We start from the raw sequence: 13,470 nt of genomic DNA on the forward strand, positions 1-13,470 counted from the left end.
TCCGCTCCTCCTGGTTCTCGCGTTCCGTCGGCGATTCGGCGTTCCGTGTCCGATGACGTTCCCCCGCTCCGTTCCCGTCGACGTGTTCCGGTCAACCGCGCAGCGTCAGCACCTGTCCGGCCACCACCAGCAGCACCTGCTCGCACTCGTCGGCGAACGCGGCGTTCAACCGCCCCAGCTCGTCCCGGAACCGTCGCCCGGCAGCCGACGCGGGCACCACTCCCGAGCCGGTCTCGTTGGTCACGGCGACGACCGTGCGCCGCGTTCCGCGCACCGCGGCGACCAGCTCGGCGGTCCGCTTCTGCAGCGTGCCCTCGCCGCCGCCCGCCCATGCCGCGTCGTCCCAGGCGTTCACCCGGTCCATCGCGTCCGTCAGCCACAACGACAGGCAGTCGATCAGCAGCGGCGGCCCGTCCGATTCCAGCAGCTCCACCAGCTCGCAGGTCTCCTCGGTGCGCCAGGCGGCCGGCCTGCGGTCGCGGTGCAGTCCGATCCGGGCCGCCCACTCCGCGTCCCCCTCCCTGCCTCCGCCGGTCGCCACGTAGACCACCTCGGGGTACGTCTCCAGCCGCCGCTCGGCCTCCACCGACTTCCCCGACCTGGCGCCGCCGGTCACCAGCGTGCGCCGCGGCACCTCCGGCACCGCGTGGTACTCGCCCACCGCCAGCGTCGTCCCGTCCGGCACGGCCCGCGCGCCGGACGCGGCGAGCCGCCGGTCCAGTTCGGCGCCGGGCGGCGCGTCGTGGTCCAGGTGGACGGCGACGACCTCGGTGGCCGGCCCGATCGCCTCGACGGCCCGCAGCCGCGCCACCGCGTCCGGCCGTCCGACGACATCGGCGACCACCATGTCGTACGGCTGCGCCGCCCGGTCCGCGAGACCGGAGGGGGCGCCGCCCGGTGGCAGGTAGAGCAGCCGGGCGCCCTCCGGCGCGGTCACCTCGTAGCCCGTACCCGGCGCGTCCATCGGCACCGCCCGCACCCGATGCCCGCTGATCAGCGTCAGCTCCCGTCCGTCCGGGACCCGTCCTGCCGGAGGCAGCCCGGCGGGCAGTTCCACGGCGGGCCCGTCGTGCGGGTGGGTGAGCAGCACCTGCCGTACGCCGGTGAGCGAGTGTCCCGCACGGGCCGCCGCGAACACGGCGCCCGGCGTGAGGTCGAGCAGCAGCGCGTCGTCGATCAGCAGGGCGGTCGCGGCCCGCGAGCGTGCCCCGCGGGCGGTGGCGCAGGCGGCGCATGGGCAATCGGGCCGCGGCAACCCGTCGGGGGCTCCGGTGCCGAGCAGAGTCAGTTCCACGCCTCCGATCCTCCCGCGTCCGCGCGGCGGCTGCGCGACCTGGGGGGTGTCCGGACCGGCGCACGCCCCGTTCCGTCACCGGTCGGAGGCACTAGGCTGCGGGCAGCAAAGCGACCCAGGAGGCGGACATGGCGTGGACGTGGCGGTTCGAGAAGTCCGACGGTACGGAGACGGAGCCGGCCCTGCGGCCGGAGGAATTCACGACGCAGGGCGACGCGGAGTCCTGGATCGGTGAGTACTGGAAGGAACTCCTCGACGGTGGGGCGGACCAGGTGACGCTCTTCGAGGACACGACGAAGATCTACGGCCCCATGAGCCTCCAGGCCGACCAGGACTGACCCGCCCCGACGCGTGACGGGTCGGTCCCTGTGCCGGGCGTACGGGCTCGGGCCTGCCGTCGAGCCCGTACGGCTGCGGACCGGCCGGTCGTGTCCGGGCCGCGGCGTGAGGTCAGATCTCGCCCAGGGTGACCTTCACCGTCGTCTCCGCCCCGTTGCGCAGATACGTCACGGTGACCTTCTGGCCCGGCTTGTCCGAGGCCAGCGCCTCCGACAGGGACGTGATCGTCGTGACCGGGAGATCACCGAGCTTGGTGATGATGTCGCCGACCTGCAGCCCCGCCTTGTCCGCGGCGCCGTCCTTCGTCACGCTGACCAGTGCCACTCCGGCCGGCTGGTAGTTCGTGTCGACGACCGTGCGCCCGACGATGTTCAGCGCCGCCCGGCCCGAGTCGGTGACCCTTCCGCTCTTGATGATCTGGTCGGCGACCGTCTTCACCATCGACACGGGGATCGCGAACCCGATTCCCGGTGCCGCGGAATCACCCATCTGCGGGTCGATCGCCCCCAGGGTCGGGATGCCGATCACCTCGCTGTCGAGGTTGACCAGCGCGCCGCCGCTGTTCCCCGGATTGATCGCCGCCGAGGTCTGCACCATGTTCGCGATCGTCGCGCCCGTGCCACCGCCCGCACGGCTTTCGCTGACGGTCCGGCCGAGCGCCGAGACGATGCCCTGGGTGACGCTGGAGGAGAGCCCGAGCGGCGATCCCATCGCCAGCACGATCTGCCCCACCTCGACCTTGTCCGAGTTGCCGAACTTCGCGGGCTTCAGCCCCTTCGGCACGGTGTCCAGCTTGATGACGGCCAGATCCTGTTCCGGATAGGAGGCGACCAGCGTGGCGTCCTCCACCTTCTCGCCGGTGGCGACGGTGACCTTGAACGTCCTCTCGTTGCCGACCACATGGGCGTTGGTGACGATGTGGCCCTTGGAGTCGTAGACGACGCCGGAGCCCAGGCTGTTGCCGGCTTCGATCTGCACGACCGACGGCAGCACATTCTTGATCACGGCCTGGTAGTCGCTCTGCAGATCACTGGCGGCCCGAGTGGCGGCGGCCGACGTGGTGGGGTCGGGGCTCGGTGCATCGGAGCTCGCGTCCGAGCAGCCGCTCACCAGGGCGAGCGCACAGAGACCTGCGGTCAGAGGCAGCAGCAGACGACATACAGGGCTGCGGGAGTGGAAGGCATCCATGTCCGGATTGTTGCTTTTGATCCCCTTGGCGGCCTCTCGGGAGAGGCTGACCGGGCACGCCTCCCGGCGTCCTTGACGACCGGCTCGCGCCTGCGGGCCGGTCCTGGGGATTCGTCGGACGCCCCTCGCCGCCTTCCCGACTCCGATCCGCCGGACGGGTTACGGGGGGTGTTCCGGGCGGACCTCAGCCCCGGACCCCGCACAGGTGCAGCAGTGCGGCCACCCGGCGGTACGGATCCGTCCGCCCGGCCCGGTCCTCCGCGGCCAGCACCTGCTCCAGTTCGGCGGCGGCCGGCAGATCCACATCGTTGCTGACGTCGTCCGTGAAGACGCGCACCCCGTACCAGGCGTGCAGGGGCGCCGCGATCCCGGCCAGCGTGGCCGTCAGGGCGTCCAGCCGGTCGGCCCGGGCGGCGAGGCCCAGCCGGTTGGTGTACGTGTCCGTGTCGAAGGCGGTCAGCGCGGCGTCCCAGTCCCCGGCGGTCCCGGGCCGCATCGCCAGCGCGTCGGCGTTCCGCACGAGCAGCGAGAGGAGTCCGCCGGGGGCCAGCATCCGCGCAAGTCCGGCCAGCATCGCGTCCGGCTCCCGGACGTACATCAGCACGCCGTGGCAGAGCACCACGTCGAAGCTGCCGGGCAGGAAGTGAACCCCGGTGTCCAGGCCGTCGCCCTCGATCAGCCGGACCCGCTCACGGATGCCCGCGGGTTCGCCGCCGAGCGCCTCGCGGGCCACCCGCAGCATCTCCGCGTCGGACTCCAGGCCCGTGACGGTGTGACCGGCTCTGGCCAGGCGCAGCGCCTGGGTGCCCTGGCCCATGCCCACGTCGAGGACGCGCAGCCGCTGCCCGACCGGGAAGCGGGCGGCTATCTGCTCGTCGATCTGTCGCGCGACGAGCTCCTGGCGGACGGTGTTGCGCAGTCCGCCGAGCCCCTTCAGCCACATCGGGGTGGCTCCCGAGAATCCTGTGACCAGGGCGGGCGCAGCGCCGTCCGGCAGGTCGGCGGCAGGACCGCCGACCGGGCCGGAGATATCCGTGCTCAGGGCCGCTCTCCGCGCTTGACCTGCGGCTTCGGCAGCCGGAGCCGACGCATCTGAAGCGTGCGCATCAGCCCGTAGGCGACCGCGCCGCGCTTCGGCGTATCGGGGAAGCGTGCGTTCAGCTGCTTCTTCAGGCGGAAGGCGAGACCGATCGAGTCGACGACGATCAGCACGATCACGATGAGCCAGAGCAGCAGGGAGATGTTCTGGATGTTCCGCACCTGGATCACGCTGAGGATCAGAATGATCACAGCGAGCGGCAGGAAGAACTCCGCGATGCAGAAACGCGAGTCCACGTAGTCGCGGACGAAGCGCCGCACCGGGCCCTTGTCGCGAACCGGCAGATAGCGCTCGTCGCCACTGGCGAGCGCCTCGCGCTGCTTGGCCAGGTCCACACGGCGCGCTTCGCGCTGCCGCTTCATGGCCTCCTTGCGGTCGAGCGGCGCACCGCTGGAGGCGCGACGGCGCTGCGACTGGGCATCGCTGCGCTTGGGGGTGGGGCGACCTTTGGGGGCCTGCGGGTCGCGGGGCTGCTTGGAGAGGTCCGCCGTCACCTTGCCGGTGGGCGCCTTCTCTTCCTTCGAACGGCTACGGAACACAAGGCCCAAGGGTACGGGGTCGATCGCCGGGACCCCAGGCCGGTCGGGAACGATCCGGCAACGGCCTGCGTCCTCGCCGGTGTATCCACGGGTTCCGCACGGACGTCGTCACCCGGCTTCCCCGACCACCACCTACTCCCTGGGCCGGAGCGGTGACCGGGCGCAGTCGTCCTTGGGGAGGAGCACATCTGTGCTCGAACAGTGCGGTAATAGAGACAGGGCCCGTACTGTGGGTTCTGTTGGAGTGCTGGAGCTCAGTCCGTCAGAAGGGGGCGCGCGAAGCCCATGAGCGGTGTCATGAAGCGTATGGGGATGATCTTCCGCGCGAAGGCAAACAAGGCCCTAGACCGGGCCGAGGATCCGCGCGAGACCCTCGATTACTCGTACCAGAAGCAGCTGGAGCTGCTTCAGAAGGTGCGCCGCGGGGTCGCCGACGTGGCGACTTCGCGCAAGCGGCTGGAGCTGCAGCTGAATCAGCTGCAGGGTCAGTCGTCCAAGCTGGAGGACCAGGGCCGCAAGGCGCTCGCGCTCGGCCGCGAGGACCTGGCCCGCGAGGCGCTGTCCCGGCGCGCCGCCCTCCAGCAGCAGGTCACCGACCTGGAGACGCAGCACAGCACGCTGCAGGGCGAGGAGGAGAAGCTCACCCTCGCGGCCCAGCGGCTCCAGGCCAAGGTCGATGCCTTCCGGACCAAGAAGGAGACCATCAAGGCCACCTACACCGCCGCCCAGGCGCAGACCCGGATCGGCGAGGCCTTCTCCGGGATCTCCGAGGAGATGGGCGATGTCGGCCTGGCGATCCAGCGGGCCGAGGACAAGACCCAGCAGCTGCAGGCACGGGCGGGCGCGATCGACGAGCTGCTCGCCTCCGGAGCCCTGGACGACCCGACCGGGACGGCGAAGGACGACATCGCCGCCGAGCTGGACCGGATCTCCGGTGGTACGGATGTGGAGCTGGAGCTGCAGCGCATGAAGGCCGAGCTGGCCGGCGGCTCCACCCAGCAGCAGGCGATCGAGGGCGGCCCGCAGGATGCCGCGCAGCAGCAGTCGTCGCAGTCCCCGCACAGGTTCGACAAGAGTTGAGGCGGCGTCATGATCGTACGGATCATGGGGGAGGGCCAGGTCGCACTGGCCGACAGCCATCTCGCCGAGCTCGACGAGCTCGACGACGAACTGCTCGCAGAGGTGGAGCGGGGTGACGGCCCCGGCTTTCGCTCCACCCTCCACGCACTCCTCGCCAGGGTGCGCGAACTCGGCACGCCCTTGCCGGACGACTCCCTGGAGCCGTCCGGGCTGATCCTGCCGTCGTCCGACGCGACCCTCGAAGAGGTGCGCGCCATGCTCCGGGACGACGGTCTGATCCCCGGCTGACGCCGGGCGTTCTCCAGCTCCCGCACGAGTCGGTGCCCCGTGTCCGGTCCGCCGGACCCGGGGCACCGCTGTGTCCGGTCCGGTGGCCCCGGGGCGCGGCGGTGCCGTCCGGAATGCGCCGCGGACGTTCGGCGCCTTCCGGGTGTCACGCATTCCGGATGCTTCGCCGATCCGCGCGTCCGGTACCGATGCCTTCGTACGACACGACCGGGACGATTCCCGCTGCCTCCGTACGACCGGGACGATTCCCGCGCGACACGCCGTAACGTAGCTTGACGTGACCACCCTCGGAACCGGGGTTCAGCGCGTCCGGCACTGGCTGCGCGACCATCCCCTCGCGCTGGACGCGGCGCTCGCCCTGGCCGTCCTCGTGGCCATGATCATCGGATCGTTCGTCGAGCCGAGCGGACCCGACGGACCCACCTTCGGCACCCGTACGCCCGAAGCGACCAGCGTGCTCCTGATGCTGCTCGGTGCCGTCGCGCTCATCTGGCGGCGGCGGAGCCCCATGCCGGTGCTGGCGGCCACCGCAGCGCTGACCGTCGTCGAGCTGGTGTGGTTCGACCCGCCGGCCCCGGTGGTGATGAGCACCGTGATCGCGCTGTACACCGTCGCCTCCCGCACCGACCGGCCCACCACCTGGCGGGTGGGCCTGCTCACGATGGCCGCGCTGACGGCCGCCGCGATGCTCTTCGGTACGCCGCCCTGGTACAGCCAGGAGAACTTCGGCGTCTTCGCCTGGACCGGTATGGCCGGGGCCGCGGGGGACGCCGTCCGCTCCAGGCGGGCCTTCGTCGACGCGATCCGGGAGCGCGCCGAACGGGCCGAGCGCAGCCGTGACGAGGAGGCCCGGCGCCGGGTCGCCGAGGAGCGGCTGCGGATCGCCCGCGACCTGCACGACGTCGTCGCCCACCACATCGCCCTGGTCAACGTCCAGGCCGGGGTCGCCGCCCACGTCATGGACAAGCGCCCCGACCAGGCCAAGGAGGCGCTGGCCCACGTCCGGGAGGCGAGTCGTTCCGCGCTGAACGAACTGCGGGCCACCGTCGGGCTGTTGCGTCAGTCCGGCGACCCGGAGGCACCGACCGAACCGGCCCCCGGCCTCGCCGCCCTCGACGAGCTGGTGGACACCGTCCGGCGGGCCGGGCTCCCGGTCGAGGTGGCCTGCACCGACCGACGGCCCCCACTGCCCGCGGCCGTCGACCTGGCCGCGTACCGGGTGATCCAGGAGGCGCTGACCAATGTGCGCAAGCATGCGGGCCCCGGGGCGAGGGCCGAGGTGAGTGTCGTACGGGTCGGGGCCACGGCCGAGGTGACCGTGATCGACAACGGCTCGGGCGGGGGAGGACACAACGGGGACGGCGGTGGGCACGGCCTCCTCGGCATGCGCGAACGCGTCACCGCGCTCGGCGGCTCCCTCACCGCCGGGCCCCGCTACGGCGGTGGATTCCGGGTCCATGCGATCCTGCCCGTCGAGGCCCGCACGGCAGAGCCGGATGAGCCGGGCGCGGCGGGCCGGACGGGGGAGAACACATGACGCCGCCCATCAAGGTGCTGCTCGTCGACGACCAGGCGCTGCTGCGCAGCGCGTTCCGGGTGCTGGTCGACTCGGAGGCCGACATGGAGGTGGTCGGCGAGGCGGCGGACGGCGCGCAGGCCGTCGCGCTCGCCCGCTCGACCCGTGCCGATGTGGTGCTGATGGACATCCGGATGCCCGGTACGGACGGACTCGCCGCGACCCGCATGATCAGCGCCGATCCGGAACTGGCGGACGTGCGGGTCGTCATGCTCACCACCTTCGAGGTGGACGAGTACGTGGTGCAGTCGCTGCGGGCCGGGGCCTCCGGTTTCCTCGGCAAGGGGGCGGAGCCGGAGGAACTGCTCAACGCCATCCGTGTCGCCGCGGGCGGCGAGGCGCTGCTCTCACCTGCCGCGACCAAAGGGCTGATCGCCAGCTTCCTTGCGCAGGGCGGCAGTGCGGACGGCGACGGACCGAGTGCCGCGGAGTACTCCGACCGGCTCGCCGCGCTCACCGGCCGCGAACGCGAAGTGCTGGTCCTGGTCGCGGGCGGGCACTCCAACGACGAGATCGCCGAGCGGCTCGTGGTCAGTCCCCTCACCGTGAAGACCCATGTGAACAGGGCGATGGCGAAGCTGGGTGCCCGGGACCGGGCCCAATTGGTGGTAATTGCCTATGAATCGGGGCTGGTGCGCCCCCGGGTGGAGTAACGGGTGGAGATACGGCGTACTCCACCTGCGGTATGCGCGGCATAAGAAAGCGACCCTGGGCCGACGCCCGGGCCCCTGCGGGTCGGCGATCGTATAGGTGGGTCGGGTCTGTCCCCCAGCCGCCCGCCCATCTGCCGCGTAAGCCACAGAAGAGAGACCCACCCATGTCCTGGCTGTCCAGATTCAGCCTCGCGCAACGGGCCTTGATCGGATTGATCTCGATCGTCGCCCTCGTGTTCGGAGCGATCGCGATCCCGCAGCTCAAGCAGCAGCTGCTGCCCACCATCGAACTCCCGATGGTGTCGGTGCTCGCCCCCTACCAGGGTGCGTCCCCCGATGTGGTCGAGAAGCAGGTCGTCGAACCGCTCGAGAAATCCATCAAGGCCGTCGACGGTGTCACCGGCACCACCTCGACCGCCAGCGAGGGCAACGCCGTCATCATGGCGACCTTCGACTTCGGCAGCGAGGGCACCAAGCAGCTCGTCGCCGACATCCAGCAGGCGGTGAACCGGGCCCGCGTCCAGCTTCCCGACTCCGTGGACCCGCAGGTCGTCGCCGGTTCGACGGACGACATCCCGACCGTGGTCCTCGCCGTCACCTCCGACAAGGACCAGCAGGCCCTCGCCGACCAGCTGGACCGCACGGTCGTTCCCGCCCTGGAGAACATCAGCGGCGTCGGCCAGGTCTCCGTCGACGGCGTGCAGGACCTCCAGGTCTCCATCACCCCCGACGACAAGAAGCTCGGCGCCGCCGGTCTGAACGCCGCGACGCTCTCCCAGGCGCTCCAGGCGGGTGGCGCCACGGTCCCCGCCGGCTCCTTCTCCGAGTCGGGCAAGAGCCGTACCGTCCAGGTCGGCGGCGCCTTCACCTCCCTGAAGCAGATCGAGGACCTGCGGGTCACCGGCCAGGACCCGGCGACCGGCAAGTCCGGCAAGCCGGTCCGCGTCGGCGACGTGGCCACGGTGAAGCAGGAGCCGTCCAGCGCGGTCTCCATCACCCGCACCAACGGCAAGCCGAGCCTCGCCGTGGTGGCCACGATGGACAAGGACGGCAGCGCCGTCGCCATCTCGGACGCGGTCAAGGACAAGCTCCCCGACCTCCGCAAGGACCTCGGTGCCGGCGCCGAACTGACGGTCGTCTCCGACCAGGGCCCCGCCGTCTCCAAGGCGATCTCCGGTCTGACCACCGAGGGCGCGCTCGGCCTGCTCTTCGCGGTCATCGTGATCCTGGTCTTCCTCGCGTCGCTGCGCTCCACCCTGGTCACCGCGGTCTCCATCCCGCTCTCCGTGGTCCTCGCGCTGATCGTGCTCTGGACCCGTGACCTGTCGCTCAACATGCTCACGCTCGGCGCGCTGACCATCGCGATCGGCCGTGTCGTCGACGACTCGATCGTGGTCCTGGAGAACATCAAGCGCCACCTCGGCTACGGCGAGGAGCGCCAGTCGGCGATCATCACCGCGGTGAAGGAAGTGGCCGGAGCGGTCACCTCCTCGACCCTCACCACGGTCGCCGTCTTCCTGCCGATCGGTCTCGTCGGCGGCATGGTCGGCGAACTGTTCGGCTCGTTCTCGCTGACCGTCACCGCGGCCCTGCTGGCCTCCCTGCTGGTCTCGCTGACCGTCGTGCCCGTCCTGTCGTACTGGTTCCTGCGCGCCCCCGAGGGCGCCACGGAGAACCCGGAGGAGGCCCGTCGCAAGGCCGAGGAGAAGGAGGCCCGCAGCCGGCTCCAGCGGCTGTACGTCCCGGTGCTGCGCTTCGCGACCCGTCGCCGTGTCACCAGCATCGTGATCGCCATCGTGGTGCTGCTCGGCACCTTCGGCATGGCCCCGCTGCTGAAGACCAACTTCTTCGACCAGGGCGAGCAGGAGGTCCTCTCCATCAAGCAGGAGCTGGCCCCCGGCACCAGCCTGGCGGCGGCCGACGCGGCGGCCAAGAAGGTCGAGAAGGTCCTCACCGACGACAAGGGCGTCAAGGACTACCAGGTCACCGTCGGCTCCTCCGGCTTCATGGCGGCCTTCGGCGGCGGTACGGGCTCCAACCAGGCCTCCTACCAGATCACCCTGAAGGACGCGGGCGACTCCGAGGCCGTGCAGAAGCGCCTGGACACGGAGCTCGGCAAGCTCGACGGCATCGGTGACACCACCGTCTCCGCGGGCGGCAGCTTCGGCAGCCAGGACCTCAGCGTCGTGGTCAAGGCCGCCGACGCGGACGTCCTGAAGAAGGCCTCCGAAGAGGTACGGGCCGAGGTGGCCGGGCTCAAGGACGTCACCGACGTCCAGAGCGACCTGGCGCAGAGCGTCCCGCGGATCTCGGTCAAGGCCAACGCCAAGGCCGCGGAGGCCGGTTTCGACCAGGCCACGCTCGGCGCGGCGGTCGCCGGGGCGGTGCGGGGGACCCCGGCCGGCAAGGCGATCATGGACGACACCGAGCGTGACGTCGTCATCAGGTCGGCCCACCCGGCGACCACGATGGCCGAGCTGAAGAACCTCCCGCTCGGCCCGGTGACGCTCGGTCGGATCGCCGATGTCGAGCTGGTCCCCGGGCCGGTCTCGATGACCCGGATCGACGGCCAGCGCGCCGCGACCATCACCGCCCGGCCCGTCGGTGACAACACCGGCGCGGTCAGCGCCTCGCTCCAGACGAAGATCAACGCTCTGAAGCTCCCGGACGGCGCCACGGCCACCATCGGTGGTGTCTCCGAGGACCAGAGCAACGCGTTCCTGAAGCTCGGCCTGGCCATGCTGGCCGCGATCGCGATCGTCTTCATGCTGCTCGTGGCGACCTTCCGTTCGCTGGTCCAGCCGCTGATCCTGCTGGTCTCCATCCCGTTCGCGGCGACCGGAGCGATCGGCCTGCTCCTGGTCACCGGCACCCCGATGGGTGTGCCGGCGATGATCGGCATGCTGATGCTGATCGGCATCGTGGTCACCAACGCGATCGTGCTGATCGACCTGATCAACCAGTACCGGTCGCAGGGCATGGGCGTCGTCGAGGCGGTCCTCGAAGGCGGTCGCCACCGGCTCCGCCCGATCCTGATGACGGCACTCGCGACGATCTTCGCGCTGCTCCCGATGGCGCTGGGCGTGACCGGTGAGGGCGGCTTCATCTCGCAGCCGCTCGCGGTCGTGGTGATCGGCGGCCTGGTCACCTCGACCCTGCTGACGCTGCTCCTGGTGCCGACGCTCTACGCGATGGTGGAGCTCCGCAAGGAGCGCCGCGCGAAGAAGAAGGCGATCAAGCGGGCCAGGAAGGCAGGTCTGTCCGCTCCGGCGCAGCCGGAGGAGACCACTTCCGAGGAGCCCGAGCCCGCGACGGCGTGACGCGCGAGGCACACGAAGGCCCCGGCACCGTGGGAACGGTGCCGGGGCCTTCCCGCGTCTCCAGCGGCCTCCGAGGAGCAGGTTCCGGGGAACCCGGTCCGCCGACGTCGCGTCGGGCGGCGAAGCCCTCCAGCGGCGTCCGGTGCCGCCTCGCCACGGGCGCGGCCGCACCGGGCGGCCTCGCCTCGACGCCCCTACGGCAGCGCCAGCATCCGCTCCAGCGCCAGCTTCGCGTACTTCTCCGTCTCCGGGTCGACCTCGATCCGGTTGACCGGGTTCCCCTCGGCCAGCGACTCCAGCGCCCACACCAGGTGCGGCAGGTCGATGCGGTTCATCGTCGAGCAGAAGCACACCGTCTTGTCGAGGAAGACGATCTCCTTGTCCTCGGCCGCGAAGCGGTTCGCCAGGCGCCGTACCAGGTTCAGCTCGGTGCCGATCGCCCACTTGGAGCCGGCCGGGGCCGCCTCCAGGGCCTTGATGATGTACTCCGTCGAGCCGACGTGGTCCGCCGCCGCCACGACCTCGTGCTTGCACTCCGGGTGCACCAGCACATTGACGCCCGGAATGCGCTCGCGCACGTCGTTGACGGAGTCGACCGAGAAGCGCCCGTGCACCGAGCAGTGCCCGCGCCAGAGGATCATCTTCGCGTCGCGCAGCTCCTCGGCGGTCAGGCCGCCGTTCGGCTTGTGCGGGTTGTAGAGGACACAGTCCTCCAGCGTCATCCCCATGTCCCGGACCGCGGTGTTCCGGCCCAGGTGCTGGTCGGGCAGGAAGAGAACCTTCTCGCCCTGCTCGAAGGCCCACTCCAGCGCCCGCTTCGCGTTGGAGGAGGTGCAGATCGTGCCGCCGTGCCGCCCGGTGAAGGCCTTGATGTCGGCGGAGGAGTTCATGTACGAGACGGGCACGACCTGCCCGGCGACCCCGGCCTCGGTCAGTACGTCCCAGCACTCGGCGACCTGCTCGGCGGTGGCCATGTCGGCCATGGAGCAGCCCGCCGCCAGGTCCGGCAGCACGACCTTCTGGTCGTCGGTGGTCAGGATGTCCGCGGACTCCGCCATGAAGTGCACGCCGCAGAAGACGATGTACTCGGCCTCCGGGCGCGCCGCCGCGTCCCGGGCGAGCTTGAACGAGTCGCCGGTGACATCCGCGAACTGGATGACCTCGTCGCGCTGGTAGTGGTGGCCGAGGACGAACACCTTGTCCCCGAGCTTCTCCTTCGCCGCGCGGGCGCGCTCCACCAGGTCCGGGTCGGACGGGGAGGGCAGGTCGCCGGGGCACTCGACGCCGCGCTCGCTCTTCGGGTCGGCCTCCCGGCCGAGCAGGAGCAGGGCGAGGGGCGTCGGCTGGACGTCGAGATCCTGGACGGGGTGGGCCGTGGTCACGTCACGTACCCTTTCTTTGAGCCTTTTCGTCTAATTGACGTTATCTATCATATCCGGTTCACGTCACTTTGACGATGGCCATAGTGTCGATGTGACGCATCCCGGGGAGCGGCCGGTGTGCGAGCATGAATGGAACAGGCAAGCGCTCGGCCCGGAATGAATCCGTGGTCCCGACGGTTGCAACGTCGGCAAGCAGTCTCCGTACAACCCGGGAGAGAAGCAGATGTCCGTATCGGACGAGACCACCACCGTGAGCGACGGCATCCTCCTGTCCGACGCCGCCGCAGCCAAGGTCAAGGGCCTGCTGGAGCAGGAAGGCCGTGACGACCTGGCGCTGCGCGTCGCCGTCCAGCCCGGCGGCTGCTCGGGCCTGCGCTACCAGCTCTTCTTCGACGAGCGTTCGCTCGACGGCGATGTCGTGAAGGACTTCGACGGCGTCAAGGTCGTCACCGACCGGATGAGCGCTCCGTACCTGGGCGGCGCCTCCATCGACTTCGTCGACACCATCGAGAAGCAGGGCTTCACGATCGACAACCCCAACGCCACGGGCTCCTGCGCCTGCGGCGACTCCTTCAGCTGACCCCTGAAGGCGCTCGCGGAACGACACAGAGGCGGGGGGGGGGGGGGGCGGGGGGGGGGGCCCCCCGGGGGGGGGGGGGGGGGGGCGGGGGGGGGGGGGGGGGGGGGGGGGCGGCCCCGCCCGCGGCCGCCC

At 70.9% G+C, this 13,470-nt stretch carries 12 protein-coding genes; 7 read left to right on the forward strand and 5 right to left on the reverse strand.

Translation table 11 applies throughout. The features are described from left to right. Nucleotides 1-91 precede the first annotated feature (91 nt). Nucleotides 92-1,294 (reverse strand): bifunctional adenosylcobinamide kinase/adenosylcobinamide-phosphate guanylyltransferase, encoded by a 1,203-nt coding sequence (locus tag ACIRP2_RS04480; protein WP_404246444.1) that lies wholly within the window; start codon nucleotides 1,292-1,294, stop codon nucleotides 92-94. A gap of 128 nt (nucleotides 1,295-1,422) precedes the next feature. Here ACIRP2_RS04480 and ACIRP2_RS04485 point away from each other — a divergent pair, with 128 nt between their 5' ends. Beyond that, the gene (locus ACIRP2_RS04485) at nucleotides 1,423-1,632 is read left to right on the forward strand and encodes a hypothetical protein (protein ID WP_376219958.1); all 210 of its coding nucleotides are present in this window, start codon (nucleotides 1,423-1,425) and stop codon (nucleotides 1,630-1,632) included. Between the two features lie 112 nt (nucleotides 1,633-1,744). Here ACIRP2_RS04485 and ACIRP2_RS04490 read toward each other — a convergent pair whose 3' ends face one another. The 3 genes from ACIRP2_RS04490 to ACIRP2_RS04500 all read right to left on the reverse strand — a co-directional run bounded on the left by ACIRP2_RS04490 (nucleotide 1,745) and on the right by ACIRP2_RS04500 (nucleotide 4,459). Further along, on the reverse strand, nucleotides 1,745-2,821 hold the full coding sequence (locus ACIRP2_RS04490) for a S1C family serine protease (RefSeq protein WP_404246446.1): 1,077 nt from the start codon (nucleotides 2,819-2,821) through the stop codon (nucleotides 1,745-1,747). A gap of 184 nt (nucleotides 2,822-3,005) precedes the next feature. After that, nucleotides 3,006-3,764 carry a class I SAM-dependent methyltransferase gene (locus tag ACIRP2_RS04495; protein WP_404246448.1) on the reverse strand — a complete coding sequence of 253 codons (759 nt, stop codon included), beginning with the start codon at nucleotides 3,762-3,764 and terminating at the stop codon, nucleotides 3,006-3,008. A 95-nt stretch (nucleotides 3,765-3,859) separates the two neighbouring features. Continuing rightward, complete coding sequence (locus tag ACIRP2_RS04500; protein ID WP_404246450.1) at nucleotides 3,860-4,459, reverse strand: DUF3043 domain-containing protein; 600 nt, start codon at nucleotides 4,457-4,459, stop codon at nucleotides 3,860-3,862. Between the two features lie 297 nt (nucleotides 4,460-4,756). On the opposite strand from ACIRP2_RS04500, the gene ACIRP2_RS04505 reads away from it, so the two are divergent. From ACIRP2_RS04505 to ACIRP2_RS04525, 5 genes are all read left to right on the forward strand, one after another. Next, the gene (locus ACIRP2_RS04505; protein ID WP_114248945.1) at nucleotides 4,757-5,539 is read left to right on the forward strand and encodes a PspA/IM30 family protein; all 783 of its coding nucleotides are present in this window, start codon (nucleotides 4,757-4,759) and stop codon (nucleotides 5,537-5,539) included. A gap of 9 nt (nucleotides 5,540-5,548) precedes the next feature. After that, nucleotides 5,549-5,827 carry a hypothetical protein gene (locus ACIRP2_RS04510; RefSeq protein ID WP_351083289.1) on the forward strand — a complete coding sequence of 93 codons (279 nt, stop codon included), beginning with the start codon at nucleotides 5,549-5,551 and terminating at the stop codon, nucleotides 5,825-5,827. Nucleotides 5,828-6,104: 277 nt separating this feature from the next. Further along, the gene (locus ACIRP2_RS04515; RefSeq protein ID WP_404246453.1) at nucleotides 6,105-7,364 is read left to right on the forward strand and encodes a sensor histidine kinase; all 1,260 of its coding nucleotides are present in this window, start codon (nucleotides 6,105-6,107) and stop codon (nucleotides 7,362-7,364) included. After that, complete coding sequence (locus tag ACIRP2_RS04520; RefSeq protein WP_404246455.1) at nucleotides 7,361-8,056, forward strand: response regulator; 696 nt, start codon at nucleotides 7,361-7,363, stop codon at nucleotides 8,054-8,056. The genes ACIRP2_RS04515 and ACIRP2_RS04520 overlap by 4 nt, the downstream gene beginning before the upstream one ends. Before the next feature lie 164 nt (nucleotides 8,057-8,220). Beyond that, nucleotides 8,221-11,376: an efflux RND transporter permease subunit gene (locus tag ACIRP2_RS04525; RefSeq protein WP_404246457.1), complete on the forward strand. Its 3,156-nt coding sequence runs from the start codon at nucleotides 8,221-8,223 to the stop codon at nucleotides 11,374-11,376. 194 nt (nucleotides 11,377-11,570) lie between these two features. On the opposite strand, the gene nadA is transcribed toward ACIRP2_RS04525, so the two are convergent. Continuing rightward, complete coding sequence (gene nadA / locus ACIRP2_RS04530) at nucleotides 11,571-12,758, reverse strand: quinolinate synthase NadA (RefSeq protein WP_404246459.1); 1,188 nt, start codon at nucleotides 12,756-12,758, stop codon at nucleotides 11,571-11,573. Nucleotides 12,759-12,981: 223 nt separating this feature from the next. Between nadA and ACIRP2_RS04535 the strand changes: the two genes are divergently transcribed. Next, nucleotides 12,982-13,338 carry an iron-sulfur cluster assembly accessory protein gene (locus tag ACIRP2_RS04535; RefSeq protein ID WP_030933606.1) on the forward strand — a complete coding sequence of 119 codons (357 nt, stop codon included), beginning with the start codon at nucleotides 12,982-12,984 and terminating at the stop codon, nucleotides 13,336-13,338. The last annotated feature ends 132 nt before the right edge of the window (nucleotides 13,339-13,470 follow it).

Origin of the sequence: Streptomyces sp. NPDC101194 (genome assembly GCF_044767885.1) — a bacterium.
Classification (GTDB): domain Bacteria; phylum Actinomycetota; class Actinomycetes; order Streptomycetales; family Streptomycetaceae; genus Streptomyces.